Source organism: Cyanobium gracile UHCC 0139 (assembly GCF_034931325.1).
Lineage (GTDB): Bacteria > Cyanobacteriota > Cyanobacteriia > PCC-6307 > Cyanobiaceae > Cyanobium > Cyanobium gracile_B.
Map to the genome: position 1 here is coordinate 160576 of NZ_JAYGHX010000002.1, position 25759 is coordinate 186334.

The following is a 25759-nucleotide window of genomic DNA, read 5'->3' on the forward strand; positions in this document are numbered from 1 at the left end:
TCAGACGAGGGCGATCGGCGCATTGTCGCCGCGAAGGACGCAATGGGGGATGGCCCAGTCATAGCTTTCCCACACGCGTGCGGGAAGGAGGTAGGTGGCGCCGGGGAAGTCGCCCAGAACAATGCCCGTGGGCTGGGCCGAGCAATACGGTCGGCTGCCGGGCTTGGCCAGGTACTGCTGGTGGTACGGCTCGGCGACGTGGAAGTGCTGGCCGCTGGCGATCTCCGTGGTGATCCTGCTCCGGCCGGCGGCGTCGAGGGCGGCCTGATAGGTGTCGCGGCTGGCTTCGGCAAGGGCGAGCAGGTCCGGGTCGTCGACGTAGATGGCCGAGCGGTACTGGCTGCCCCGGTCGTTGCCCTGGCGGTTGCCCTGGGTGGGGTCGTGGCATTCCCAGAACAGCTTGAGCAGGTCGGCGAAGGAGACCCGGGCGGTGTCCCAGACCACCCTCACCACCTCGGCGTGGCCGCTGCGGCCGCTGCACACCTGCTCGTAGGTGGGGGAGGCGAGCTGGCCGCCGGCGTATCCCACGGCGGTGCTGATCACCCCGGGAAGCCTCCAGAAGCCCTTCTCCGCCCCCCAGAAGCAGCCGCAGCCGAACTGGGCCTCCGCCTGGCCTGCCGCCGGCGGGGCCGTCAGGGGGGTGCCGAGAACCGCATGCAGGCTGCCGCCGCCGGCTGGGCTGGTGTCGCTCGCAGGGCTGCTGAAGAGGCCGAACAAGGGGTTGCGTGTCAGGGAAATCAGCCTAGGCAGGGCCCTGCTGGTCCTGCTGCGGCACCAGGGCGATGTGGTTCAGCAGGGTGGTGATGAAGGCGAACAGCAGGAAGGGCAGCGACAGCACCAGAATCAGCCCCACCCCGACCAGGGCGAACAGGGGCCGGCTCGCCCCCATCAGGGCCAGACCCGCCGCCAGGCTCACGAAGATCACCGCCATCCAGACCAGCACCTGACCGTAGATGTCACCGAAGGTCAGGGTGCAGCGGATGTTGTAGGGCTGCTGGCTGAGGAACGACGGGGTGGGGGCCATGGGGACGGCGTGGCAGGCGTTGGGGTAACCACGGCCCTTCCAGGTAAGCCCAGCCGGCGCCCCGGAGGCGGGCTGCTCAACAACTGTTTGAAACCCCTGAGGCGGCCAGCACGTGTCGAAGACTCAGGCGGCCTGGAGCTGACGGTCGGCCTCCTCCCGGTCCCAGAGCCGGCGGTAGGTGCCCTCCTGCTGCAGCAGGTCGTTGTGGTGGCCCTCCTGGACGAGGTGCCCCGCCTCCAGTACCAGGATGCGGTCGCAGGCCGCCGCCGCCGAGAGCTGGTGGCTGATCATCACCACGGTGCGCCGCTGTTCCTCACGCACCGAGCGCAGGATGCCAGCGGCGGTGGTGTTGTCGACGCTCGCCAGGGCGTCGTCGAGCACCAGCAGCGGGGCGTCCACCAGCAGAGCCCGCCCCAGGGCGGTGCGCTGGCGCTGGCCGCCGCTGAGGGTGATCCCCCGCTCCCCCACCAGGGTGCGGTAGCCGTCGGGGAAGCCCTTGATGTCCCCCTCCAGGCGGGCCTGGCGAGCGGCCTCCTCGACCCGCTCCATGCCGGCTTCCGGGTCGCCGTAGCGCAGGTTGTCGGCCAGGCTGGCGGTGAACAGGTAGCCCTCCTGGGGCACCAGGGCCACCTGGCGGCGCAGGTCGGCCAGCCGCAGCCGCGTCACGTCGACCCCGTCGAGGAACAGCTGGTCGGGCGGCACCTCCACCATCCGCCCCAGGGCCCGGGCCAGGGTGGTCTTGCCGCAGCCCACCGGACCGACCACCGCCACCAGCTCCCCGGGGTGGATCGCGAAGCTGAGGTCCTGCAGGGAGGGTTGCCCCGCCCCCGGGTAGCGGACCGTGAGGCCCCGGGCCACGACGGCCCCGAGGGCCGGCCGGGCGGGGGGCAGGGGATTGGTGGGGGAGACGATGGCGGGGGGATGGCTGAGCAGGGACTCCACCCGCTCCAGGCTCACCTGGCCGGTCTGGAAAGTGTTGAGGGTGAATCCCAGCAGGGCCGTCGGGAAGACCAGGCGCTCCACAAAGAGGATCAGCGCCACCAGATCGCCGATGCTCAGCCGCCCGCTCTCCAGCTGGCCACTGCCCAGGGCCAGCAGCAGCAGCAGACTGAGGGAGGCGATCCCTTCCAGCATCGGAAACAGGGTGCTGCGGGTGCGCGCCAGGGAGAGCTGGGCGTCCAGGTACACCTTGTTGAGGTCGGCGAAGGCCTTCTCCTCGGTGGCCTCCTGGCCGTAGATCTTGATGGCGCCGATGCCGCTGAGGTCCTCCTGGACCAGGTCGCTGAGGTTGGCCAGCACCTCCTGCTGGCGGCGCTGCTGCTTCATCATGCGGCCGCCGAACAGGCGCACCACCATCAGCATGCCGGGGTAGAGCGAGACGGCCGCCAGGCTCAGCAGCGGATCGATCGCCAGCATCGCCGGCAGGGTGAGGGCATAGGCCAGCACCGTGTTGGTGAGGCTCAGCAGGGCGAAGCCCAGCAGCCGCCGGATGTTCTCCACATCGCTGGTGGCCCGGCTGATCACCTCGCCGCTGCCGGTGGTCTGCACCCAGCCGGGATCCTGGGTGAGCACGTGGTCGAAGATCCGCTCCTTGAGGCTGGCCTCCACCTGGCGGCCCACCCCGAACACCAGCATCCGGGAATAGAGACGGGTGGCCCCCATCACGGTGGCCATCACGACGATCAGGCCGGCCACGCCGAGCACGTCCGCCAGCACGAAACCGGGCTTGAGCTCGTTGATCGACTGCCGCACCACCAGCGGAATCGCCACCCCCAGCAGGTTCACCACCACCAGGGCGGCGGCCCCCACCAGCACCGTGCGTCTGTGGGGCCGGAGGTACCGCCCGATCAGATCCAGCCGCAGGGCAGCCATGCAGGAAGGCGGGGCAAGGGGGTCCCTAACCTAGGCACTGCTCCCCTGGCCCCCGGGCCGCCCGGGCCATGGACGACCAGAACCATCCCCTCCATGCCATCGACCGGGAAACAGTCGACCGGCTGCTGGCGGTGGAGCGGCCCGAGGACGGCCACCTGGTGGATGCGGCAAGGCTGCAGATGCGCTACGCGGGCTTCCCAGGCGCCGCCGACATCCGCGACGATCTCGAGCGGATCCTGCGCCTCTGGGGTCTGGACGCTGCCGCACTCCATGCCCGCACCCGGGCCATCTGGGCAGCCGGCTTCCGGCCCGGTGCCGCACCGGTGGCCGAAGCGGTGGGCTCGGGCTTCGACACCGCCTCCGACGACGCCGGCTGAGGGGCGTCGGCCGGACGATCGCGCCGCGTTGGTCAGAACGGCCCACTTCGGGCGATAGTGGGGGCGTCCCCATCACCCGGCCCGGCGTGCTCTGCACCCGGGCTTTTTCTTGCGCTCCTGTCTCCTGTTCCGCCCCATGGCCGGACTCCCGTAAGTTGCCGCTGGTGCTTCAGCGTTCGGTCATGCCCGCCTCCCCCACCTGGCCCCGGCTGCTGGAGCAGCTCCTCAACGGCCGGGATCTTGAGGCCGAGCAGGCCGAGGCCCTGATGCGGGGCTGGCTGGACGGCGGCATCGACCCGGTGCTCACCGGTGGCCTGCTGGCCGCCCTGCGGGCCAAGGGCACCAGCGGCGAGGAACTGGCGGCAATGGCCGCTGTCCTGCGGCAGGCCTGCCCCCTGCCGGGCGAGCGGCCGGCCCTGGAGCTGATCGACACCTGCGGCACGGGCGGGGCCGGCGCCGACAGCTTCAACATCTCCACCGCCGTGGCCTTCACGGCCGCCGCCTGCGGCGCCCATGTGGCCAAGCACGGCAACCGCAGCGCCAGCGGCCGGGTCGGCTCGGCCGACGTGCTCGAGGCCCTGGGCCTCGACCTGGCGGCGCCCCTGGCCACGGTGGTGGAGGCCCTGCCGCGCACCGGCGTCACCTTCCTGTTCGCCCCGGGCTGGCACCCCGCCCTGGTGGGCATGGCCCCCCTGCGCCGCACCCTCGGCGTGCGCACCGTCTTCAACCTGCTGGGACCCCTGGTCAATCCCCTCACCCCCGAGGCCCAGGTGCTCGGGGTGGCCCGGCCCGACCTGCTTGATCCGATGGCCGAGGCCCTGCGCCGGCTCGGCCAGCGGCGGGCCGTCGTCGTCCACGGCCATGGCGGCCTCGATGAGGCCACCCTCTCGGGTCCCAGCGAGCTGCGGCTGCTGGAGGACGGCGAGGTCCGCCGCGACTGGCTCGACCCGGCGGCGCTGGGGCTGGCCCCGGCGGATCTGGAGGCCCTCAGGGGTGGGGATGTGGCGGCCAACCGGGCGATCCTGGAGGCGGTCCTGCAGGGCGGCGGCACCCGGGCCCAGGCCGATGTGGTGGCCCTCAACGCCGCCCTGGTGCTGTGGGCCGCCGGGCTGGAGCCGTCCATCGCCGCCGGCCTGGAGCGGGCCCGCCAGGCCCTGGTCGACGGCAGCGCTTGGGCCAGGCTGGAGGCCCTGCGCGGCGCCCTGGCGGGGTCTGAAGGATGATCGGGATTCCTGCCGACGCCCCCCTGGACACCCCACAGGCGGCCCCCGAGATCCCCAGTCCCGACGACGCCACGCCGGCCGTGCTCGTTCTCGCCGATGGCACCGTTCTGCGGGGGCTGGCCTGCGGCGCTCGCGGCAGCGTCTGCGGTGAAGTGGTGTTCAACACGGGCATGACCGGCTACCAGGAGGTGCTCACCGACCCGAGCTACGCCGGCCAGCTGATCACCTTCACCTATCCCGAGCTCGGCAACACCGGCGTCAACGGCGAGGACCTGGAGGCCGACCACGCCCACGCCCGCGGCTGCATCCTGCGCCAGCTCTCCCCCCGACCCAGCAACTGGCGCAGCGAGGAGACCCTCGACCACTGGCTGGTCCGCCAGGGGGTGGTGGGGATCCGCGGCGTCGACACCCGGGCCCTGGTGCGCCACCTGCGGGAGGGCGGCGCCCTCAACGGCGCCATCGCCAGCGACGGCACCGACCCCGCCGCACTGCTGGAGCGGGTGCGGGCCGCCCCGTCGATGGACGGCCTCAACCTGGCGGCCAAGGTCAGCACCCGGGAGCCCTACACCTGGGACCGCAGTTGTGCGGCCGCGTTCGACACCCGGCTCCAGCCCCGTCCCGACCGTCCCTACCGGGTGGTGGCGATCGATTTCGGCATCAAGCGCGCCATCCTCGAGCGCCTGGTGGCCCATGGCTGTTCGGTCACCGTCCTTCCGGCGGCGGCCACCCTGGAGCAGGTGCTGGCCCTGGAGCCGGAGGGGGTGTTCCTCTCCAACGGCCCCGGTGATCCGGCCGCCGTGGCCGAGGGGATCGCCCTGGCCAGGGATCTGCTGCAGCAGTCGCAGCTGCCGGTCTTCGGCATCTGCCTGGGCCACCAGATCCTCGGTCTGGCCCTGGGGGGCCGCAGCTTCAAGCTGGGGTACGGCCATCGTGGCCTCAACCACCCCTGCGGCTCCCCCGGCTCGGTGGAGATCACCAGCCAGAACCACGGCTTCGCCCTCGATGCGGCCTCCCTGCCGGCCGAGCGGGTGCGGATCACCCACCTCAACCTCAACGACCGCACCGTGGCCGCCCTGGCCCTGCGCCACCAGCCCGTCTTCGGCATCCAGTACCACCCGGAGGCCAGCCCCGGACCCCACGACGCCGACCACCACTTCGCCCGCTTCGTGGCGCTGATGGCGGAACGTCGCTGAATCGGCACGTTTCGTTGCGGTTCCCGCATTCGGGAGAGGGGTCTCTACAGTTCGGCGCGTTCCACACCTTGAGGACTGGGGCCATCACCGACCTGCAGCGACTGACCGTCTCCCTGAGAGGGGGCAGCGAACGGCGGGATGAGTGCCTGCTGTTCAGTTTCACGGGGCAGCTGGACGCCTATTCGGACAAGCAGTTCACCGAATTCATCACCGACCGCCACAAGGGAGAGACCCTCCCGGTGGTCATCGACCTCAGCCGGATCGATTTCATCGACTCCTCCGGACTCGGTGCCCTGGTGCAGCTGGCCAAGCTGTTCAACGACAGCTCCCGCCAGTTCGTCGTGGTCGGCAACGCCCGGGTCGTCCAGACGGTCAAGCTGGTGCGCCTGGAGGCCTTCCTGCACCTGCAACCCGACCTGGAGTCCGCCCTTGGCAGCCTCGCCCCCGCCTGAGGGGTCCGGCCACTGGGTGGCCTCCGTGCCCGCCCAGGTCCCATCCACAGCGCTGGCCACGTCCCAGCTGGCCTGGCTGGGGGATGCGGTCTGGGAACTGCACCAGCGGCTGCGCCACTGCCGCCAGCCGGCCCGGGCCGCCGATCTGCACCGGGCGGTGGTGGCGGAGGTGCAGGCCGAAGCCCAGGCCGAGGCCCTGCGGCGACTGGATCCCCTGCTCACCGAAGCGGAGCGCCGCCTGGTCCTGCGCGGACGCAACCAGGCCGGCCGGGGCCCCCGCCGCGGCGCGCCCCACGCCTATGGGCAGGCCACGGGATTTGAGACGATGCTGGGATGGCTTTTTCTGCAGGACCCCAGACGGCTGGCTGAGCTGCTGGACCATCTCGAGAAGACCGAACCCCGTTCCCCATCCGCCAGCCCATGAGTCCCTCCCCTGACCGCCGCGGCGACCGTCGCCCCGACCGTCGTCCTGACCGCCGTTCCGACCCCGGCGCTGACCGGACACCCCGGCGTCTCGGCTCGGGTGCCGGCGGGCGCCCCGCCAGCCGCGGTTCCGCCTCGCCCCGCCCCCGCCGTCCCGGCGATCCCTTCGGCCGCGCCAGGCCGTCCTTCGACCGTGATCGTGGCGTGGAGCGAGGTGGCGAGCGCAGCAGTGAACGGGGTGGGGAGCGGCAGGGGGCACCCGATCGCAGCTCCGGCAGCCCCTATGGCCGGCGTCCCTCCGACGGTCGTTCCGGCGGTGATGGCCCCGGCGAGTTCCGCGGCGGCAGCGCCCGGCCGACCCGGGACCGCCGCGGGGGCGAGCGCTTCCTCCCCGCCCGACCCTCCTTCGGCCGCCCCGTCCCCGGCCGGAGTGGTACAGCCAGACCCAGCACGGGCCGTCCCAGCCCCACCCGCTCGGCACCGGCCCGCCGGGGGCCGGCCCTGTTCCGTGACGCAGATCGCGCCCCGCGGCCCTTCCAGGGACGCAGCGGCACCGATCGCCAGGAGTCCGATGGCTCCGATGTCGACTTTCGTGGCGCGGCGGAAGCCTTCGCCGCCGCCGCCCCCACCGACCTGATCTGGGGCCGCCACACCACCCAGGCCACCCTGGAGAGCGGACGGCCGATCCACCGCGTGTGGTGTACGCCCGAGATGCGCTTCAACCCCCGTTTCCTGCAGCTGCTGCGGGAGGCCAAGGCCTCCGGCGTGCTCGTCGAGGAGGTGACCTGGGCACGCCTGGGCCAGCTCACCGGGGGGGCCGTGCACCAGGGCATCGTGCTGCAGCCCGCCGCCGCCGAGACCCTTGACCTGACCAGCCTGATCGAGGGCTGCCGCACGATCGGCGAGGCCCCCCTGCTGATCGCCGTGGACGGCCTCACCGATCCCCAGAACCTCGGGGCGATCGTCCGCAGCGCCGAGGCCCTGGGGGCCCATGGCATGGTCCTGCCCCAGCGCCGCAATGCCGGCCTGACCGGATCGGTGGCGAAGGTGGCGGCCGGCGCCCTCGAGCACCTGCCGGTGGCGCGGGTGGTCAACCTCAACCGCTCCCTCGACAGCCTCAAGCAGGAGGGTTATCGGGTGGTCGGTCTGGCGGAGGAGGGCACCGTCAGCCTGGAGGAGGTGGACCTGGAGGGTCCCCTGGTGGTGGTCACCGGTTCGGAGGGGGACGGCCTGTCGCTGCTCACCCGCCGCTCCTGCGACCAGCTGGTGCGCATTCCCCTGCGGGGTGCCACGCCGAGCCTGAACGCCTCCGTGGCCACGGCGCTGCTGCTCTACGAAGTCGCCCGCCGCGGCTGGATGCGCGGTCTGCGCGGCTCCGCCCCCGCCCCCAGGATCGTGCGGCCCTCGATGCCGGCTCCCCCCGACCCCGAGCCGGAGATCCTGCCCGCAGTGGCGGCCATGCCTGACGTGGCCGCCATGCCCGAAGCCGAGAGCATCTCCGAACCGGATGCGGCGGTCCCGGACGAAGCGGGGGCCGAAGAGCTCGACGATGACAACGGGCCCGCCGGCAGCGACCCTGGGGCTGCCGGCGAACCGGTCGATCCTGGTGCCGCCGAAACCGACGTGGAGGGCTTCCCGGTGATGGCGGAAGCGACGGCTGCGCCGGTCGCCGAGCCCCAGGCGACCCCCCTGGAGGCCCTGCCCTACCTGCCATCGCTCCAGCCGGGCTTCGACGGAGACATCCGCCTCTGATGACCCCCGTGGGAGTGGCCCAGCCGCCCCCCAGAATGGCCACCTCGCCTCCCCCTCCCCGCCATGAATCCACTGCTCTGGCCCATGCGCGGCATCGCCAATGGGCTGGGCCTGGCCTGGTGGGCGCGGGTGGAGACCCGCTCCCCGGACGCGGTGTACTGGTTCGGGCCCTTCGTGCGTCGCCGGACGCTGGAGCAGGCGCTGCCCGCCTTCCTGGATGACCTGCGGGCCGAGTCACCGGCTTCCCTGGAGCACCAGTGCCTGCGCACCGGCCGCAGCGAGCCGTTCACCGAATCCCCAGATCTGGCCGACTGACTTCTGGCCGACTGATAGCGTCCATCGCAGCTGGCTAGCGGTTGGATGGGCATCGCCGAATGGCGGGAGCAGCTTCGGCGGGGCGATGTGTCGGCCCGGGAGCTCACGGATCGCCACCTGGCGCGCATCACGGCGGTGGATCCCACCGTGCATGCCTTTCTGGAGGTCACCGCCGAGCGGGCGCGGGCCGATGCCGACCGCATCGACGCGGCCCGGGCGGCCGGCGAGACCCTGCCCCCCCTGGCCGGCATTCCCCTGGCGATCAAGGACAACCTCTGCACCAAGGGCATCCGCACGACCTGCTCCAGCCGCATGCTGGAGACCTTCGTGCCCCCCTACGAATCCACGGTGACCGACCGGCTCTGGCGGGCCGGGGCGGTGCTGCTGGGCAAGACCAATCTCGACGAGTTCGCCATGGGCAGCTCCACCGAGACCTCGGCCTTCGGCGCCAGCCGCAACCCCTGGAACCCGGATCGGGTGCCCGGCGGCAGCTCCGGCGGCAGCGCGGCTGCGGTGGCCGCTGGTGAGTGCATCGGTGCCCTGGGCTCCGACACCGGGGGGTCGATCCGCCAGCCCGCCAGCTTCTGCGGCGTGGTGGGCCTCAAGCCCACCTACGGCCGGGTCAGCCGCTGGGGCCTGGTGGCCTTCGCCTCGTCCCTCGACCAGGTGGGCCCGTTCAGCAGCACCGTGGCCGATGCCGCCGAGTTGCTGCAGGTCATCGCCGGGGAGGACCCCCGCGATGCCACCTGCCTGCGGGCGCCGGTGCCCGACTATGCCGCCGACCTGGAGACGCCCATCGCCGGGCTGCGGGTGGGCCTGATCCGCGAGTGCTTCGACCAGGAGGGCCTGGACCCTGCTGTCAAGGCGTCGGTGCTGGCGGCCGCCGCCCAGCTGGAGGCCCTGGGCTGTGAGCTGGTGGACGTGAGCTGCCCCCGGTTCAACGACGGCATCGCCACCTATTACGTGATCGCCCCCTCGGAGGCCTCCGCCAACCTGGCCCGCTACGACGGCGTCAAGTACGGCTTCCGGGCCGCTCCCGGGGAGCCCGGCAGCGACGGCCTGGCGGCGATGACGGCCCGCAGCCGGGCCGAGGGCTTCGGCGAGGAGGTGCAGCGCCGCATCCTGATCGGCACCTACGCCCTCTCCGCCGGCTACGTGGATGCCTATTACCGCAAGGCCCAGCAGGTGCGCACCCTGATCCGCCGCGATTTCGACCGCTCCTTCGAGACCGTCGACGTGCTGCTGACCCCCACCTCGCCCACCACCGCCTTCCCCAGTGGTGCCCACGCGGGCGATCCCCTGGCCATGTACCTGGCCGATCTGCTCACCATCCCCGCCAACCTGGCCGGTTTGCCGGCCATCAGCGTGCCCTGCGGCTTCGACGCCCAGGGCCTGCCGATCGGCCTGCAGCTGATCACCGGCGTGCTGGAGGAGCCGAAGCTGCTGCGGGTGGCCCACCAGTACGAACAGGCAGCCCGGGTGATGGACGCCCGGCCCAAGGCGGCCCTGGTGGCCTGAGCCCTCAGGGCAGCTCCAGCCGGTTGAGCCGCTCCAGCGGACACCGCAGGATGATCCGGGCACGCAGGAGCGTCTCCCCCAGCAGGCGTCGCCTCACGGTCCAGGGGTGAAGCGCCCGCAGCTGCTGCAGGACGCGCGCCTGGATCACCTGACGATCCGACAGCGTGCCGATCACCCCGCGCTCCCCCTGCGGGCAGGGTTTCTGAAGGATCGCGCAGGCCTCCCCCCAGAAGGCGTTCTCCGGGTAGGCATAGCTGGTGTCCCAGTGGGTTTCGATCACGTCGAGTCCGGCCTGCCTGGCCAGTGCCGCCATGCCGTCCGGGTAGAACCGCCAGCAGTCGAGCGGAAAACGGTGCACCGGGCCGGCCGAAGGCGCGATCACCATGGCCAGGCCGCCAAAGCGCAGGACCCGGGCGATCTCCCCCATCGTCCGCCAGGGCTGGTCGATGTGCTCCAGCGCCTGCCCGGAGACCACCACATCCACGGACCCATCGGCCAGTGCACTCCAGTGGTACGGATCCTCCGGCACGATGTCGACATTGGGAGCAGCTTCACGATCCAGGCCCAGGTAGGTCCATCCGGGGGTCTGGAACAGGGAGCGGTAGCTGGCCGCCTCGCCGGCCACGGCGGCGCTGCCCACATCGAGGACGACCAGGGGCAGGTGGCGGTGCCCATCGAGATAGCCCTCGCGGAAGGCCTGCATCTTGTCGAAGGAGGAGCGATGCATCAGCCCACTGCTCCCACGTGCAGCACCACCGGTGGTGAGAGGTGATGCTTGGTCAGAATCGCCAGGGCTGGGTAAAAATGCAGGCTGGCGGTGTTGCGACCAACAGTCTCGCTTTCATGGCTGAAGTCCTGCTTCCAGAACCATCCATTCAAGTCGTCCACCAGGGTCTTCAGATATTCTGCAAAGCTGCTGGATACGCCAGGACCACCATTGTACTCGTCCTTCCAGTAGGAGGAGCAGAGATCTTCACAGGCGTAGATTCCGCCGTCCTTGAGGTGGGGAAAGAGTGTCAGGAACGTCGTCCGCTGATGGGCATGGACATGGCTGCCATCGTCGATGACGATGTCAAAGGGGCCGTGCCTCAGGGCCACCTGTTCCAGAAAGGCTGCATCATCCTGACTGCCGATTTCCACACGAATCCCGGGACTGGAGTGGCGGCGGTTGTGTTCCAGGATATCGACGCCGATGATGGAGCAGGAATGGCCGAAGTACCGTCTCCAGAGCTGCAGTGATCCGCCGGAGCCAATGCCGATCTCCAGAACCGTGATCGACCGGCCACGCCAGTGGCGGAAATGCTGATCGTAGATCCGGTAATAATGTTGCCACTTAAAGAGTCTTGGCCCTCGGTGAGTGGCCACCAGCCGTTCTAGGGGTGAACGGGCTTTCAGCCATGCACGCAGACGCTGCCAACCAGATAGTTCTCGCTCAAGGACACCAATGTGCTTCATCATTTGCCATGGAATCGGCCATCATTAGAGCATAGGAATCAACTGATTCAGTCCTGCTCAAGCGATGTCGAGCCCACGCTTTTCTCCCCATCACGCTTCCTGGAGGGTCCCTGGTCGGCATCGTCCATCTGAACGCGGCTCCTGAGGGCTGTCTGTCACATGGGCCCCCAATTCGGTGAGTCGGATCCGCTTCGCCGCTCCTCTCCCGCTCCCGCTCCCGCACCCACACCCCGAACGTCATCAGCCTCGACATCCCCGGGGTGGCTGGGGCCCGAAGACCCAGCCCGGTGGCCTTCAGACCCGCGATCGGCTGCGGCGGGCCAGGAGCACGGCCTCCACCGCGGCAAGGGAGGTCTCGAGGTCATGGGCCAGGGCAGCGACCCTGGCGGCGGCACCCATCCTTGCGCGCACAGGGGCGTCGAGCAGCCGCTGCAGGCGATCCGCCAGAACGGCTTCGGCAGCGGCCGGGACGAGGAATCCCGACTGTCCGTCCTTGATCAGTTCACTGGCCCCATTGCGGCGGGTGGTGATCACCGGCAGCCCGCTGGCCATGGCTTCGATCGTCACCAGGCTGCAGGCGTCCCAGCGGCTGGGATGCACCAGGGCATCCGCCGCTGCGTGCAGCAGGGGGATGTCCTGGCCGGGCCCCAGGAACAGCACCCGGCCGTCGAGGCCGGCCCGACGCACCCGCTGCCGCCAGGTTGCGTCAGGTTCGCCTCCGGCGATGGCGAGCCGGGCCCGGGAGCCGGCGGGGAGGCGGGCGAGGGCCGCGATCGCCGTATCCGCCCCCTTGAGGAGCAGGTTGTGGGCGACGAGCAGGAACAGGGGTTCATCGCCCACCCCCAGGTGCCTGCGGGCGCTGAGCCGACGCCGCTGGCGGGCTTCGGGATGGAACACCTGCGTGTCAACGCCGTTGTGGATCACCTGGATCCGGTGAGCCGGCAGCGGCTGCAGATCCAGCAGCAGGTCCCGCACCAGCGCCGACATGGCGATGATGGAGCCGGCCTGGCGGCATTGGTGGCGTTCGAGGGAGGCCATGGCCCGATGCCGCCCCAACACCTTTGGAGAAACGCGAGCCTTCAGTCGGTGACATGGGTCGCCCGCAGCGATCACGGCGCGTTCACTGATCCGCTCCGAGCCCGTCGCCGGCTGGAAGACGTCGGCCTGGGGGGCGACGCCGCTGTCGTGCACCAGATCCGGGCCCAGGCGACCGAGGCAGGCCGCCACAGCCCGGGCCCGGGCCCACGGATCGCCGGGGTCCCTGAGCCGGTGGGCCTCGGCGGGGAGGGTGACAGGGCCAGCCTCGAACCCGACCAGATGGACGTCATGGCCCCGCCGCCCAAGATGGGCGGCGAACTGGCCGACCCAGCGGGCCAGACCGCCGGACTCCGGATCGATCCGGGGGGCCGTCAGGGCGATCCTCAGCGGGGCCGGGTCACCAGCCAAGTCCATGGACCTGGCGCAACCTGTGCATCAGCGGCAGGAGGTAGGACTCCGGCGTGACCTGGCCCCCGGTTTCCCTCGCGACTTCCGGGGCGGTGTGCAGCAGCCTGGAGACGTACCAGGCGTGGAACACCCCACCCGCGAGGGTCGGGACGCGCGGATGACCCACGGCGAAGTCGGAGGCGAAGGTGATGGGATGGCGCACGATGTCGTAACCGGCCGCCAGGACCCTGATCGTGGCTTCCTCCCCGGTGTCGGTGGTCTCCCCGCGGCACTTCCGGAGCACCACGAGTTGCTCGAAATCCGAGCGCAGAAAACCCATGAAATGGGGGTGGATGTACCAACCATGGGGATTGCCGGCATGGTTGTCGACGAAGGTGGCCCCGGCCAGCCGGGTGTTGCCGTCGAGTCGGTCGACCGTGCCCTCGAGCCATCCTGGCGCGACCGGATGGGCATCGGAGTCGATCAGGACGATCCGTTCGTGGCGGGCGGCACGGATGCCTCTGGCCGCTGCCTCGGCGTGGCCGTGGCCCCGCACGCGCCACTGGCCGAATCGGAACAGGCGCACATCGGGCTGGCTCCGCAGCCATTGGCGGGTTCCGTCGACACTGCCCCGGTCGATGACGATGATTTCGTAGTCGCGCTGACCCGCGAACTGCCGGACCTTTTCGACCAGGAGCCGCGTGAAGAACAGCCCATCCCTGGTCACCGTGACGATGCTGACGGGAGGGAGGGCCATGGAGCCATTCTGGCAGCGGGGATGGCAGCGTCTCCGAGGCCCCCTGCGGGTGGCGTGACCCCATGAGCGACAACGTCAGGATCAGCGTCCTTCTGCCCGTTCGTGACGCCGAAGCGCATCTCGTCGCAGCCCTGGAGAGCCTGATTCATCAGAGCGAGCGCCGGATCGAGATCATCGCCATCGACGATGGTTCCAGGGACGCCACCCCTCGCCTCCTTGCCGGGATGGCGGACCGGGATCCACGCCTCACCGTCGTCCGGCAGCCGCGCGACGGGCTGGTCGCCGCCCTCAACCGGGGCCTCGCCCTCGCCCGGGCTCCCCTGGTCGCCCGGATGGATGGGGACGACATCGCCCATCCGCAGCGGCTGGAGCGCCAGGCCGCTTTCCTCGCGGCCCACCCCGATGTGGCGGTCGTCGGCAGCGCCATCCGGGTGGTCGATCGCCGTGGCCAGTGGCTTCGGGATCAGGCTTACCCCACCGAGCCGGCGGCCGTGGCCCGGGCCCTCCAGGTGGCCAACTGTCTGGCCCATCCCTCCGTGATGCTGCGCAGGGAGGCGGTCCTGGCGGCAGGTGGGTACCGCGGGGCCTTCGTGATGGCCGAAGACTTCGATCTCTGGCTGCGGCTTTCGGAGCACCATTCCCTGGCCAATCTCCCCACCCCCCTGCTCGATTACCGGGACCACCCCGCCCAGGCCAGCTGGTGCCACATCGAGCAGCGGATCCTCTCCGAGCTGGCGGCCCTGGCCTGTGCCCGGGAGCGCCGGGCGGGGCGCCCCGATCCGGCTCCCCGGACCGTGGTGAGCAGTGACCACCTGCGTGCGATGGGGATGGACGGCCCCAGCGTCGCCAGGGAAACGGCGCTCCGGGCGATCGGCGCCGTCCGTGAGGCCATGGCCTCTGGACACCGGGAGGCCGGAGCTGCCGCACTTCAGCTCTGTTGGCGCCAGAGGGGCCTGCCCTGGCGCCTGGGGCTCCGCCGTCTGGAGGTCACCGGCCGCTTCCGCTGCTGGACGCAGCGGGGTTCGTCTCCATGAGCCTGGCTTCAATCCAGGGATTGGCCGGCCGCCACCATCTCCCGGGCCACCTCCGCCCAGTCCCGGTGGCGATACCCCCGCGCCACGACCGCCTCCTGCGCCCGTCGTTCGGCGGGGTTCTCGATCCACTGGGCGATCGCCTCGGCCCACGCCATGGGATCGTCCGGTGGAAGCAGCCGGGCCAGCCCCGCCGCCGCTTCCGGCACCGCCCCGGCTCCGGAGGCCAGGACCGCCTTGCCACGGGCGAGGGCTTCGACCACCGGCAGGCCGAAGCCCTCGTAGGCCGACGGATAGAGACAGAACTCTGCCTTCGCGTGCAGGGTCTCCAGCGCCTCGTCGGGCAGGCAGGGGAAATGCAGCACCGTGCCGCCGAGGGATCCGGCATCCCCCAGCCGGCGGAGCACGTCCTCCACCATCCACCCCGGCCGTCCCACGAAGACCAGCCGAAAGCCGCTGCGCTGGGGCACCCCTCGGTGCAGCAGATCCTGCCAGGCGTCCAGCAGCAGGGCGTGCCCCTTGCGCGGTTCGATGGTGCTGATGAAAAGGGCGTAGCGGGCGTCGCTGAGCCCAGCCGGGAGCCGTGCGCCATCGCCGGAGGGTTTCGGGGGGCGGTCGCAGCCCAGCGGCACCACCCGCAGGGCCGGTGCAGGCAAACCCTCGGTCCGGCTGAAGCGCTCCAGATCCCCGGCGATGCAGCTGGAGTTGACGAGAATGGTGTCGGCGCTGACCAGCATGGAGCGCCAGTGCTTCCGGAAGGTGTCGATGACTCCATCCAGGAAGAACTGGGGGTGGGTCAGGGGGATGAGGTCGTAGCAGAGCACCGTCAGCCGGAATCCGGCTCTGCGTTTGAGGGTGTGGAAGCCACCGGAGTGCTTCTGGTCCCAGTCCGAACTCACGGAGATCAGCCGATCGTCCGGCCCCATGGCGACGGTCCCGCCGAGGGCAAGATCGACGGGAACGATGGCGCGTCTTTCACCGCGCCCGTTCTGGAAGACGAGGGCTCCGGGGTGGAACCGGTACAGCAGCCGCTGGGCCCTGTCCCAGCGTGCCGCTGCGCCGGCGGAGCGGCTCATCAGACGCCGCCGTTCCATGGCCAGGAAGATCTGGTACCTCCGCGGCAGGAAACGGCGCGCTCCCCGGAGGGATCCGTGGGCGGGATCGAGGGCGTCGTCCCAGTGACTCAGCCGTGCATACCAGCCCTCCCGGAGGGAGCGAAAACAGCGCCTGTCCGGGTCGAACACCACCGGCTGGGCACCCTTCTGATCGACGGCCCAGCGCACCACCTCCCTTTCGACGCGCACCATGCCGACGGCCGGGCCGCTCCATCGGGCCAGGGACGACATGTCGATGAACAGGCGTGCCACAGAACAAACGTCCCAGAGAACAACATCCCACGGAACAAACGTCCCAAAGTGGGCTCGCCATGCTTCGCTACCGAAGCGCTGGTGAATCAGCCATCGCCCCTGATGGTACTGACCCGATTCTTCCCCATGGGCAGGAGTTCTGTGATACGCGCAACCCTGCCGGATGGAGTGTCCGGCCGGATGTGGATAGCGGGTCGTCGGTAATGACGTTGTTGAGGATTGGTGTTGATGCCAGACCGCTGTGTGCACCGTTCACGGGGGTTTCCAATTACACCCTGAACCTGCTCCATGCCCTGTTGCTCCATCAACCTTCCATCCACCTCTACGGCTACCATTCCTACCGGTGGAATCCGGTCGATGAGGCGTTCCTGCGCCATCACAGCGTTGGCGCTGAAGGGGCTGCCACCGGTTCCTCGCCGATCGCAGCCGGTCTGCGGAGTGTCAAGGGTCTCCCGCTGATCAGGGGTGTGGCCCGCCTGATGCAGGGCATGGCGTTCGGGGCGCGTCCCGGCGGCCGCAACCTGTCCCTGTTCCACGCCTTTCAGTACGTGGCGCCGCGCCCCAGCGTCCTTCCCACCATTCCGGTGGTCTACGACCTGTCCTTCCTGCGCCATCCCGCCTGGCACCCGGTCTCACGACTGCTGGCCCTTCTGCCCCTGGCCGATCAGTGCCGGAGGGCACCGGTGGTGCATACGATTTCAGCCTTCAGCGCCGCCGAGATCCAGTCCCTGCTCGGGGTGGACAGCCGCCGTATCCACATCATCCCCCCCGGGGTGGGTGAAGCCTTCCTCACGGAGGGCCCTCTCCAGCCCTCCAGCCTGGCGGCCTTTGATCTGCGCGCGGATGGCTTCTTTCTCACCGTCGGCACCCTGGAGCCCCGCAAGAATCTCCGCACCCTGATCCAGGCTTACGCCAGGCTGCCAGAGTCCCTTCGTCGCCGCTGGCCCCTCTGCGTGGCCGGCCCTGAGGGCTGGGGCGACATGGCACTGCCTCCGGAGGCGGCCGGGTTGGTGGAGGGCGGCATGCTGCGCTTCCTGGGTTATCTCGCCGTCGACGTTCTGCGGGATCTCTACTGCGCCGCCCGGGTGGTGCTGTATCCCTCCCTGTACGAAGGGTTCGGGATCCCGGTGATCGAGGCGATGGCCTGCGGTGCGCCCGTGGTCTGCAGCAATGCCGCGGCCATCCCGGAAGCCGGCGGGGCTCTGGCCACCTACATCTCCCCCCTTGATGTGGACGCCTGGACCCAGGCCCTGGTGCAGGTGACCGATGCTTCGGTGTCCATGGACCCGGCCCAGCGGGAGCAGCGCCGCGCCCATGCCCTCGGTTTCCGCTGGAGTCTGGGGGCCGAGCGGGCGGTCGGGCTCTACCAGGCGGCCCTGGCGGCGCTGCGATGAAAGCTCCCCTCCTGAGGGTGCCGGCGGTGCCCCTGCCGCTGCTGCCTGTCCTGCTGCTGCCCGTGCTGGTGGCGATCGGGATGGTGGTCGGCTATCTGCACGATCCCGGAGCGCTGTGGCGGGATCCCTACCACGACCGGAACTCCCACCTCTCCTTCGGCCTGGGGCTGGCCCTGGCGCTGCGATCCGGCGACCTGGGCGGCCTGCTCCATGACCTGGCGCTGCCCTCGGTCTGGCCACCCCTGCATGGGCTTCTCCTGGGCGGCCTGCTGGCGGTGCTCGGACCGGACCACCGGTTCGCTGTGCTGCCGAGCATCGCTGGGTGGTTGCTGGCGGTGCTGGGCCTCTGGCCCCTCTGCCGCGCCGTGGGAAAGGATCCCGTTGCCGGCGACGCCGCGGGGGGGATCGCCGTGGCCCTGGCGGTGGGCAGTCCCGCCTTTCGCCTGCTGGGGTCCGACGTGATGCTGGAGGGGCTCGGCGCCGGGCTCACCGTGTGGGTGCTCTGGGCCTGCCTGCGGCGACGCTGGACCCTGCTGGCGCTCCTGCTCTCCCTTCTCTTCCTCGAGAAGTACAACTACTGGGCCATGGTGCTGGTGGCGATCGCCGCCGCCACCGTGCCCAGCGGCTGGCCGGCCGCCCTCTGGCGAGCCCTGGAGGCGCTGCCCTGGAGGCGCCCGCTCGGGGATCCGTGTCTGCTTTCCGGTGTCGCGCTGGCCACGGCGTCAGCCCTGCTGCCCCTGGATCCCCCCCGGGTGCTGGCCTGGGGTCCTTTGCGGGTCACCCTCCTCCCCTCCAGCCTGATCGCGATCGCGATGGGATTCCTCGTGCTCGCCGCGGCCAGGGCCTGGAGGGATCGAGGCCCCGGGGTCGATCTGGCGATCGGTCATGCCGGAAGGGTCCTGTGGCTCGGCCATGGGCTGCCGGTGGCTTTCTGGATGATGGTGCCGGGCAAGTTGGCGGCCCTGCTCTGGTTTCTGGGTCCGGCCAACCGCAACCCGGCGCTGGCGATGGGATGGACCGAGCGGCTCAGCTTGCAGTGGCAGGGGTTCGCCCAGGCCTTCCATGGGGGGCCGGCCGTGGCACTGCCGGTTCTTCTGCTGGCGGTGTGGGGAGCCCGCCGTTCTTCCCTGCTGGCCTGGTTCGCGGGGGTGGGAATGGCGGCCCTGCTCCTCCATCCCCAGCAGCAGATGCGATTCCAGGCGACGGTGTTGCCAGCGGTCTGGGCCTTGGCCGGCCTCGGGGCTGGAGCGCTGGTTCAGGGGATGGGGGCCCGCTGGTTGCGGCGCACCCCGCTGCTCGCCCTGCTCCTGGGCATGGCCCTGCTGGCGTCCCCAGACCCGGCCCACACCCATGGGGCAGCGATCCGGCGTCCGGACGCGCCTCGGGACCTCAGCCTGGCCGCCGCATGGGCCGACGTTGATCCGGATCCTGGCGGCGTCCTCGCCCTGACCTCGATCGGCCGCACCCAACTGGTGGAGTGGACCGTCAGGGAGTCCTGCCGGTGCCGGGTGCCGATCCTGCAGCCCAGCCTGGTCACCCTGCCGGACCGCGCCTCGGTGCTGGCCGCGATGGAGAGGACCCTGGCCGAGACTCCCGCCCGGTCCCTGCTCACCGTTCACCTGGCGGCCCCCTATCCCTTGCCAGGCCTGCTGACGAGGGACCCGGACGCGCTGGGCGCGGCGCTGGAGGGGGCCCTGGCACGCCAGAATCGCTTCGTCGGCGTCCGTTCCCTGCCACCCTCCGACCAGGGCGCCCGGGTGGAGATCTGGTCGATGGTCCCGGGAGCTCCCGTGCCGGCCCGTCCCCGCGGTCGTTTCCTGGCCGAATCGGTCACGGCCGGGCAGGGAATCCTCGCCGCCGCCCTGCTGCTGCTGCCCCGGACCAGGGGTGACGAGGAGGCCTGAGTTCGCCTGGCTCCGCCCAGCTGGAGAGCCTGCCGATCGGCCCACGGCGGTGCAGGATCTCTCTGTCGAGGCGGAAGTTGATGTGCGTGATGTCTTTGGCCTGCTCCTGTGCGGGGGGACATTGCCGGACAGACAGACAGACGTTCAGCGATACCATGCGGATGACGTTCTGTCTGCACAAGCGTGATGGGCAGTGGAACGTCGCCCATCAGCATCTCTGCAGACCCGTCGATGGAGACTGATGCAGTCCCCAATTCCCATGGAGCCACGGATGAACCGCCTCCTGGCCATTCTGCTGCTGGTCATTGCCACCACCCCTGCCCTCCGGGCTGATCAGGACAATGTTCGCTGCCTGAGATCCACCGGAGTGCAGCCTCCCCTGAGAATCCAGTTCGGCCTTCAATCTGAGAGCGATTCCAGCGCCTACGTTCTCTACCAGGGCCATCAGGCTCCCATCCCCTTGAAACTGTTGAAGGTGACGGAGCTCAGACGTGGCGAAGGGGGAAGGCCGTCGGAGTTCGAAACCCAGTGGATCGAAGTGACAGCCCAGGCGACGGCAGGACGTTACCTCTACACCAACGAAGGAGCACTGATCGATGATTTTCAGTACATCCGCGGGGATGGAAGGATCGTCAGGTTCGTCGATGATGCCGATGTCCTGGACGTCGGCCGCTGCACCTGGGCACCGCTCTAGGCCGTTGTGGCGGCACATTCGCCACGGATCTGCCGCACCGTACCGCCAACGTCGCCCTGTGGCCTGACTAGAGAGGAACATGGATAATCTCCCCAGTCAGCAGAACAGAGTTTGGCTCGCTTCGGTCTCGGCCGTTGTGCTGGTGGTGGCCGGATTTGCCGTCCTCAACAGTCAGCACCAGCAGCGGCTTCAGGCCGAGTCCCGGGTCCAGGCCGCCCAGGATCAGGCCAACCGGGAGTCGATGCAACGGATGGAGGGCGAACTGGCCCTCCAGAACGAGCTGGAGTCAGCCTCCCAGCGGGAGGCCGCCCTGCAGCAGCAGCTCAGGCAGATGGATGCGGAGGCAAGCCAGCTCCAGGCGGCCGACGGCCAGCAGGCCAGGCGCCAGCAGGCGGAACGGGAGCTTCAGGAGCTCCGGACCCAGCGCGCCAGGCTCGAGAAGCAGGTCGACTGCGAGCGGATTCAGCTGACGGTGAACCAGCTCGCAGCCAAGGGCGACACCGACCAGGCCCTCAAGCTCCAGACCCTCTGGGCCACGCCCTGCCCCAATCTCCAGGCGGTCAGATAGCTGGCTGACGCCACCCCCATCGGCGACCCGGCTCCCAGCAGCAACCGGCGACGCTGGCTGCCCGTGATCCTCGGCATCGCCCTGGCCGGAGCGGGCGGGATCACCCTCTGGCAGGCATGGCGGCCAAAGCCACTGGCGGCCGGGTTTGCCAGCAGCAACGGCCGAATCGAAGCCGTTGAAATCGATGTGACCGCCAAGTTGGCGGGTCGGCTCACGCAGGTGCTCGGTGACGAGGGGGACTTCGTGGTGCGCGGCCAGGTGCTGGCCCGCATGGACACCGATGTGCTCAACGCCCAGTTGCGCGAGGCCCAGGCGGATCTGCGCAAGGCCACCAACGCCGTTGAAACGGCCGAGAGCACCGTGGCGCAGCGGCGCAGTGAACACACGGCTGCCGAAGCCGTGGTGGTGCAGCGCAGCGCCCAACGCAAGGACGCCCTTCAGCACCGCCGCCGCCAGGAGCAGCTGTTTGTGAAAGGGGCCGTTTCGGCGGAGGATCTCGATGATGCCCGCGCCGCCTTCTTCGGCGCTGATGCGGTCGTGGCCTCGGCCCGGGCGACGGCGACCGCCAGCCGCGCCGCCATCACCACGGCCGGCTCCCAGGTGATCGAGGCGCAGTCGTCGGTGGCGGCTGCCCGGGCCCGGATCGAGGGGATCCGATCGAACATCGCCGACAGCCAGCTCAAAGCCCCCAGGGATGGGCGGGTGCAGTACCGCGTCGCCCAGCCCGGTGAGGTGCTGCCGGCCGGCGGCAAGGTGCTCAACCTGGTCGACCTTTCCGACGTTTCGATGACCTTCTTCCTGCCCACCGACCAGGCCGGCCGGGTGCGGCTCGGGGCCGACGTGCACCTGGTGCTGGACGCTGCCCCCCGGCTGGTGATCCCGGCGCGGGTCACCTTCGTGGCGGATGTGGCCCAGTTCACCCCTAAGACCGTCGAAACGGCGGTGGAGCGCCAGAAGCTGATGTTCCGGATCAAGGCCCGCATCGATCCCGCCCTGCTCAAACGCCACATCCGCAGCGTCAAGACCGGCCTGCCGGGCATGGCCTATGTGCGGCTGGATCCCCAGGCCCCCTGGCCAGCGGCCCTGTCTGTGACGGTGCCGGAGTGACCCCCCCGGTTGTCCAGCTCTCCGACGTGCGTCTGCGCTTCGGCTCCACCTGGGCCCTGGCCGGCGTCAGCCTGGAGGTGGACGGCGGCGGCATCACCGGCCTGGTGGGCCCCGACGGGGTGGGCAAATCCAGCCTGCTGGCCCTGGTGGCCGGCACCCGGGCGCTGCAGCAGGGACGGCTGCGGGTGCTTGGTGGCGACATGGCCAGCCCCCGCCACCGCCGCCAGGTGTGCCCCCGCATCGCCTACATGCCCCAGGGCCTGGGCAACAACCTCTCCCCCACCCTCACGGTGCTGGAGAACGTCGATTTCTTTGCCCGCCTGTTCGGCCAGGACCGCGACGAACGTCGCCGCCGCATCGGGGGCCTGCTGGAGCGCACCGGCCTCGGGGCCTTCCGCCATCGGCCCGCCCGCCAGCTCTCCGGTGGGATGAAGCAGAAGCTTGGTCTCTGCTGCGCCCTGATTCACGATCCCGATCTGCTGATCCTCGATGAACCCACCACCGGCGTTGATCCCCTCTCGCGCCGGCAGTTCTGGGACCTGATCGCCAGCATCCGCGCCGACCACCCCCGCATGAGTGTGCTGGCGGCCACCGCCTCGATGGACGAGGCCGCCAGCTTCGACCGGCTTGTGGCGATAGACGGCGGTCGCGTGCTCAGCAGCGGCACTCCGGCGGAGCTGCTGCAGCGCACCGGTGCCGACACACCGGAGGCCGCCTTCATCGCCTTGCTGCCGGAGGCCCGGCGACTGGAGCACCACCCGGTCGTGGTCCCACCGCGTCCGCCTGGGGATGGCCAGGTGGCGATCGAAGCCACCGACCTCTGCAAACGGTTCGGTTCGTTCCTGGCGGTGGATCGGGTCAGCCTGCGCATTGAACGGGGCGAGATCTTCGGTTTCCTCGGCTCCAACGGCTGCGGCAAGACGACCACCATGAAGGTGTTGGCGGGCCTGCTGCCGGCCACCTCCGGCCAGGTGCTCCTCTTCCAGCGGCCCCTTGACGCGGCCGACCTCGCCACCCGGCGCCGGGTGGGCTACATGTCGCAGGCGTTCTCGCTGTATGCCGAGCTGACGGTGCGCCAGAACCTGGTGCTGCACGCCCGGCTGTTCCAGGTGCCGGAGGCGGAGATCGCCGACCGCGCCGCCAGCCTGATGGGGCAGTTCGGTCTTGAGGATCTCGGCAACGCCCTGCCCGATGCCCTGCCCCTGGGCGTGCGGCAGCGGCTGTCGCTGGCGGTGGCGCTGGTGCACCGTCCCGAGCTACTGATCCTGGATGAGCCCACTTCGGGGGTGGATCCGATCGCGCGTGACAGCTTCTGGCAACAGCTGATCGATCTGTCGCGCACCGATCGGGTCACGATCTTTCTCTCCACCCACTTCATCAATGAGGCCCAGCGCTGTGATCGCCTTTCCCTGATGCATGCCGGCCGTGTGCTGGTCAGCGACACGCCCGCCGGCCTGATGGCTCGGCGCCATCAGGACAGCCTGGAGGCGGCCTTCATTGGCTATCTCGAAGAAGCGAGCGCCGCCGGCGCCATCGCCCCCCGGTCGGGCGCCATCCTGTCGGCCCCGATCGCTGCCCCCGTCGCTGCGGACGCTTCCCCGTCTCCCCAGCCGGAGCGCCTGGGCTTCAGCCTGCAGCGGCTGGGAAGCTACACCCGGCGCGAGGCGCTGGAGCTGGGCCGTGACCCGATCCGCATCACCACCGCGGTGCTGGGAAGCCTGTTCCTGATGGTGGTGATGGCCTTCGGCATGAGCATGGATGTGGAGAACTTGCCCTACGCGGTGCTCGACCGTGACGGCACCACCACGAGCCGGGACTACGTTCTCAACCTGGCCGGTTCGCGCTACTTCATCGAACATCCGCCGCTGGACGGCTACGACGCCCTGGATCGGCGCATGCGCTCCGGCGAGCTGAGCGTGGCGATAGAACTGCCACCGGGCCTGGGCCGTGATCGTGATCGCGGTGATCCGACGGCGATCGGCGCCTGGATCGACGGTTCGATGCCGATGCGGGCCGAGACGGTACGGGCCTATGTGCAGGGACTGCATGCCCAATGGCTGGCAGTCCAGGCCGGGCTTGATCAGGGCGGAGCCGGACCGGTATCGCCGGCCAGCATCGAGACCCGCTACCGCTACAACCCCGACATCAGCAGCCTGGTGGCGATGGTGCCGGCGATGATCCCGATCCTGCTGCTGCTGATCCCGGCGATCCTGGCGGCGCTCTCGGTGGTGCGCGAGAAGGAGCTGGGCACAATCGTCAACTTCTATGCCACCCCCGTCACCCGGCTGGAGTTCCTGCTGGGCAAGCAACTGCCCTACGTGGCTCTGGCGATGGTGAACTACGGGCTGCTCACCCTGCTGGCGGTGGCCCTGTTCAGGGTGCCCCTCACCGGCAGTGTCCTGGCCCAGGCCACCGGAGCCCTGCTCTACGTGATGTGTGCCACCGGCCTGGGGCTGCTGATCTCCACCCTGGTCCGCACCCAGATCGCCGCCCTGTTCGGCACCGCCGTGCTGACGATCCTGCCGGCCACCTCCTTCTGCGGCCTGCTCGATCCGGTGTCGTCCCTGCAAGGCCCCGGCGCGGTGATCGGGGCGATCTACCCCACCGCCCATGACCTCACCATCTCCACCGGCACCTTCTCCAAGGCGCTGGGTTTTGCTGATCTGCTCGGCCCCTTCGCTGCCCTGCTGCTGGCGGTGCCTGTGCTGCTGGGCCTGTCGGTCCTGTTCCTCAGGAAACAGGAGACCTGAGCCATGCGTGCCACCCATGTGCTGCATCTGGGCGTCAAGGAACTGTGGAGCCTGGGCCGCGATCCGATCATGCTGCTGCTGATCATTTTCGTGTTCTCGGTGTCGGTCTACACGGGGGCCACGGTGCTGCCCGAATCGCTGCACACGGCCCCGATCGCGATCGTCGACGAAGACCGCTCACCCCTGTCGCGGCGCATCATCGCCGCCTTCGTGCCCCCCTACTTTCAGGCGCCGAAGCTGATCGCCCAGTCACGGATGGATGGGCGCATGGATGCGGGGCTCGACACCTTCGCGCTGGTGATCCCCTCCGGCTTACAGCGCGATGTGCTGGCAGGCCGCTCACCGGCCGTCCAGCTCAACGTGGACGCGACCCGCGTCAGCCAGGCCCTCACCGGCAGTGGCTACGTGCAGGCGATCACCGTCGCGGAGGTGCAGACCTTCGTGCAGCACGACCAACCCAGTCCTTTGCCGCCGGTGGAGCTGGTGGTGCGGATGCGCTTCAACCCCGCGCTCACCAAGACCTGGTTCGGAGCGGTGAACAAGGTGATCGACAACGTCACCCTGCTCTCGATCGTGCTCACCGGTGCCGCCCTGATCCGGGAGCGCGAACGGGGCACGATCGAGCATCTGCTGGTGATGCCGGTGACGCCGTTCGAGATCATGGCCAGCAAGGTGTGGTCGATGGGGCTGGTGGTGCTGGGGGCCGGGATGCTCTCCCTGGTGTTCGTGGTTCAGGTGGCTCTGGCGGTGCCGCTGGCGGGGTCCCTGTCCCTGTTCGCGGCCGGCACGGCGCTCTACCTCTTCGCCGCCACCTCGCTGGGCATCTTCCTGGGTACCTTCGCCCGGTCGATGGCCCAGTTCGGTCTGTTGCTGATGATGGTGCTGCTGCCGCTGCAGATGCTCTCCGGCGGTGTCACCCCGCGTGAAAGCATGCCCGAGCTGGTCCGCACCGTGATGCTGGCGGCACCCAACACCCATTTCGTGATGCTCGCCCAGGGCATTCTCTTCCGTGGCGCCGGATTCGCGGTGGTCTGGCCCCAGTTCCTGGCCCTGGCGCTGATCGCCATGGTGTTCTTCGGGGTGGCCCACGCCCGCTTCCGCAGCGCCATCACGGCGATGGCCTGAACCACCAGATCTGGTGGTGCCCGGTAGGCTGGC

The 25759-nt window shown here is 70.0% G+C and carries 24 protein-coding genes; 16 read left to right on the forward strand and 8 right to left on the reverse strand.

Translation table 11 applies throughout. The features are described 5' to 3' along the window. The 3 genes from msrA to VB738_RS04120 form a co-directional block, all read right to left on the reverse strand. Positions 1-717, reverse strand: coding sequence for a peptide-methionine (S)-S-oxide reductase MsrA (gene msrA / locus VB738_RS04110; protein ID WP_323304544.1), 717 nt, complete (start codon positions 715-717; stop codon positions 1-3). Positions 718-742: 25 nt separating this feature from the next. Next, the gene (locus VB738_RS04115; RefSeq protein WP_323304545.1) at positions 743-1024 is read right to left on the reverse strand and encodes a hypothetical protein; all 282 of its coding nucleotides are present in this window, start codon (positions 1022-1024) and stop codon (positions 743-745) included. A gap of 123 nt (positions 1025-1147) precedes the next feature. After that, positions 1148-2896, reverse strand: coding sequence for an ABC transporter ATP-binding protein (locus VB738_RS04120; protein ID WP_323304546.1), 1749 nt, complete (start codon positions 2894-2896; stop codon positions 1148-1150). Between the two features lie 68 nt (positions 2897-2964). Between VB738_RS04120 and VB738_RS04125 the strand changes: the two genes are divergently transcribed. The 8 genes from VB738_RS04125 (at position 2965) to gatA (ending at position 10149) form a co-directional block, all read left to right on the forward strand. Continuing rightward, positions 2965-3273 (forward strand): DUF3288 family protein, encoded by a 309-nt coding sequence (locus VB738_RS04125; protein WP_323304547.1) that lies wholly within the window; start codon positions 2965-2967, stop codon positions 3271-3273. Positions 3274-3455: 182 nt separating this feature from the next. Continuing rightward, positions 3456-4496, forward strand: coding sequence for an anthranilate phosphoribosyltransferase (trpD, locus tag VB738_RS04130; RefSeq protein ID WP_323304548.1), 1041 nt, complete (start codon positions 3456-3458; stop codon positions 4494-4496). After that, entirely contained in the window at positions 4493-5689 is a 1197-nt protein-coding gene (carA, locus tag VB738_RS04135) for a glutamine-hydrolyzing carbamoyl-phosphate synthase small subunit (protein ID WP_323304549.1), read from the forward strand. The genes trpD and carA overlap by 4 nt, the downstream gene beginning before the upstream one ends. Positions 5690-5757: 68 nt before the next feature. Continuing rightward, positions 5758-6141 carry an STAS domain-containing protein gene (locus VB738_RS04140; protein ID WP_323304550.1) on the forward strand — a complete coding sequence of 128 codons (384 nt, stop codon included), beginning with the start codon at positions 5758-5760 and terminating at the stop codon, positions 6139-6141. A 16-nt stretch (positions 6142-6157) separates the two neighbouring features. After that, positions 6158-6565 (forward strand): Mini-ribonuclease 3, encoded by a 408-nt coding sequence (locus tag VB738_RS04145; protein WP_323304551.1) that lies wholly within the window; start codon positions 6158-6160, stop codon positions 6563-6565. Next, on the forward strand, positions 6562-8316 hold the full coding sequence (gene rlmB / locus VB738_RS04150) for a 23S rRNA (guanosine(2251)-2'-O)-methyltransferase RlmB (protein WP_323304552.1): 1755 nt from the start codon (positions 6562-6564) through the stop codon (positions 8314-8316). Before VB738_RS04145 ends, rlmB begins: the two co-directional genes overlap by 4 nt. 63 nt (positions 8317-8379) lie before the next feature. Further along, the gene (locus VB738_RS04155; protein ID WP_323304553.1) at positions 8380-8631 is read left to right on the forward strand and encodes a DUF1816 domain-containing protein; all 252 of its coding nucleotides are present in this window, start codon (positions 8380-8382) and stop codon (positions 8629-8631) included. A gap of 45 nt (positions 8632-8676) precedes the next feature. Continuing rightward, a complete protein-coding gene (gene gatA, locus VB738_RS04160) occupies positions 8677-10149 on the forward strand; it encodes an Asp-tRNA(Asn)/Glu-tRNA(Gln) amidotransferase subunit GatA (RefSeq protein WP_323304554.1) in 1473 nt (490 codons plus the stop codon). 4 nt (positions 10150-10153) lie between these two features. Here the strand turns inward: gatA and VB738_RS04165 are convergent, their stop codons facing one another. From VB738_RS04165 to VB738_RS04180, 4 genes are all read right to left on the reverse strand, one after another. After that, positions 10154-10876, reverse strand: coding sequence for a methyltransferase domain-containing protein (locus tag VB738_RS04165; RefSeq protein WP_323304555.1), 723 nt, complete (start codon positions 10874-10876; stop codon positions 10154-10156). Continuing rightward, the gene (locus VB738_RS04170) at positions 10876-11604 is read right to left on the reverse strand and encodes a class I SAM-dependent methyltransferase (protein ID WP_323304556.1); all 729 of its coding nucleotides are present in this window, start codon (positions 11602-11604) and stop codon (positions 10876-10878) included. Before VB738_RS04170 ends, VB738_RS04165 begins: the two co-directional genes overlap by 1 nt. A 294-nt stretch (positions 11605-11898) precedes the next feature. Then, complete coding sequence (locus tag VB738_RS04175) at positions 11899-13056, reverse strand: glycosyltransferase family 4 protein (protein WP_323304557.1); 1158 nt, start codon at positions 13054-13056, stop codon at positions 11899-11901. Further along, the gene (locus tag VB738_RS04180) at positions 13040-13786 is read right to left on the reverse strand and encodes a glycosyltransferase family 2 protein (protein WP_323304558.1); all 747 of its coding nucleotides are present in this window, start codon (positions 13784-13786) and stop codon (positions 13040-13042) included. The genes VB738_RS04175 and VB738_RS04180 overlap by 17 nt, the downstream gene beginning before the upstream one ends. Positions 13787-13848: 62 nt before the next feature. Between VB738_RS04180 and VB738_RS04185 the strand changes: the two genes are divergently transcribed. After that, the gene (locus VB738_RS04185) at positions 13849-14820 is read left to right on the forward strand and encodes a glycosyltransferase (RefSeq protein WP_323304559.1); all 972 of its coding nucleotides are present in this window, start codon (positions 13849-13851) and stop codon (positions 14818-14820) included. An 8-nt stretch (positions 14821-14828) separates the two neighbouring features. On the opposite strand, the gene VB738_RS04190 is transcribed toward VB738_RS04185, so the two are convergent. Continuing rightward, the gene (locus tag VB738_RS04190; RefSeq protein ID WP_323304560.1) at positions 14829-16184 is read right to left on the reverse strand and encodes a glycosyltransferase family 1 protein; all 1356 of its coding nucleotides are present in this window, start codon (positions 16182-16184) and stop codon (positions 14829-14831) included. A 467-nt stretch (positions 16185-16651) separates the two neighbouring features. Here VB738_RS04190 and VB738_RS04195 point away from each other — a divergent pair, with 467 nt between their 5' ends. From VB738_RS04195 to VB738_RS04225, 7 genes are all read left to right on the forward strand, one after another. Beyond that, the gene (locus VB738_RS04195; RefSeq protein WP_323304561.1) at positions 16652-17578 is read left to right on the forward strand and encodes a glycosyltransferase family 1 protein; all 927 of its coding nucleotides are present in this window, start codon (positions 16652-16654) and stop codon (positions 17576-17578) included. Further along, complete coding sequence (locus tag VB738_RS04200) at positions 17575-19482, forward strand: hypothetical protein (RefSeq protein WP_323304562.1); 1908 nt, start codon at positions 17575-17577, stop codon at positions 19480-19482. The genes VB738_RS04195 and VB738_RS04200 overlap by 4 nt, the downstream gene beginning before the upstream one ends. 271 nt (positions 19483-19753) lie before the next feature. Then, positions 19754-20176, forward strand: coding sequence for a hypothetical protein (locus VB738_RS04205; RefSeq protein WP_323304563.1), 423 nt, complete (start codon positions 19754-19756; stop codon positions 20174-20176). Between the two features lie 79 nt (positions 20177-20255). Continuing rightward, the gene (locus VB738_RS04210; protein WP_323304564.1) at positions 20256-20744 is read left to right on the forward strand and encodes a hypothetical protein; all 489 of its coding nucleotides are present in this window, start codon (positions 20256-20258) and stop codon (positions 20742-20744) included. 186 nt (positions 20745-20930) lie between these two features. Beyond that, a complete protein-coding gene (locus VB738_RS04215; protein ID WP_323304565.1) occupies positions 20931-21851 on the forward strand; it encodes an HlyD family secretion protein in 921 nt (306 codons plus the stop codon). After that, entirely contained in the window at positions 21848-24601 is a 2754-nt protein-coding gene (gene rbbA / locus VB738_RS04220; protein ID WP_323304566.1) for a ribosome-associated ATPase/putative transporter RbbA, read from the forward strand. The genes VB738_RS04215 and rbbA overlap by 4 nt, the downstream gene beginning before the upstream one ends. 3 nt (positions 24602-24604) lie before the next feature. Next, the gene (locus tag VB738_RS04225; protein WP_323304567.1) at positions 24605-25726 is read left to right on the forward strand and encodes an ABC transporter permease; all 1122 of its coding nucleotides are present in this window, start codon (positions 24605-24607) and stop codon (positions 25724-25726) included. The last annotated feature ends 33 nt before the right edge of the window (positions 25727-25759 follow it).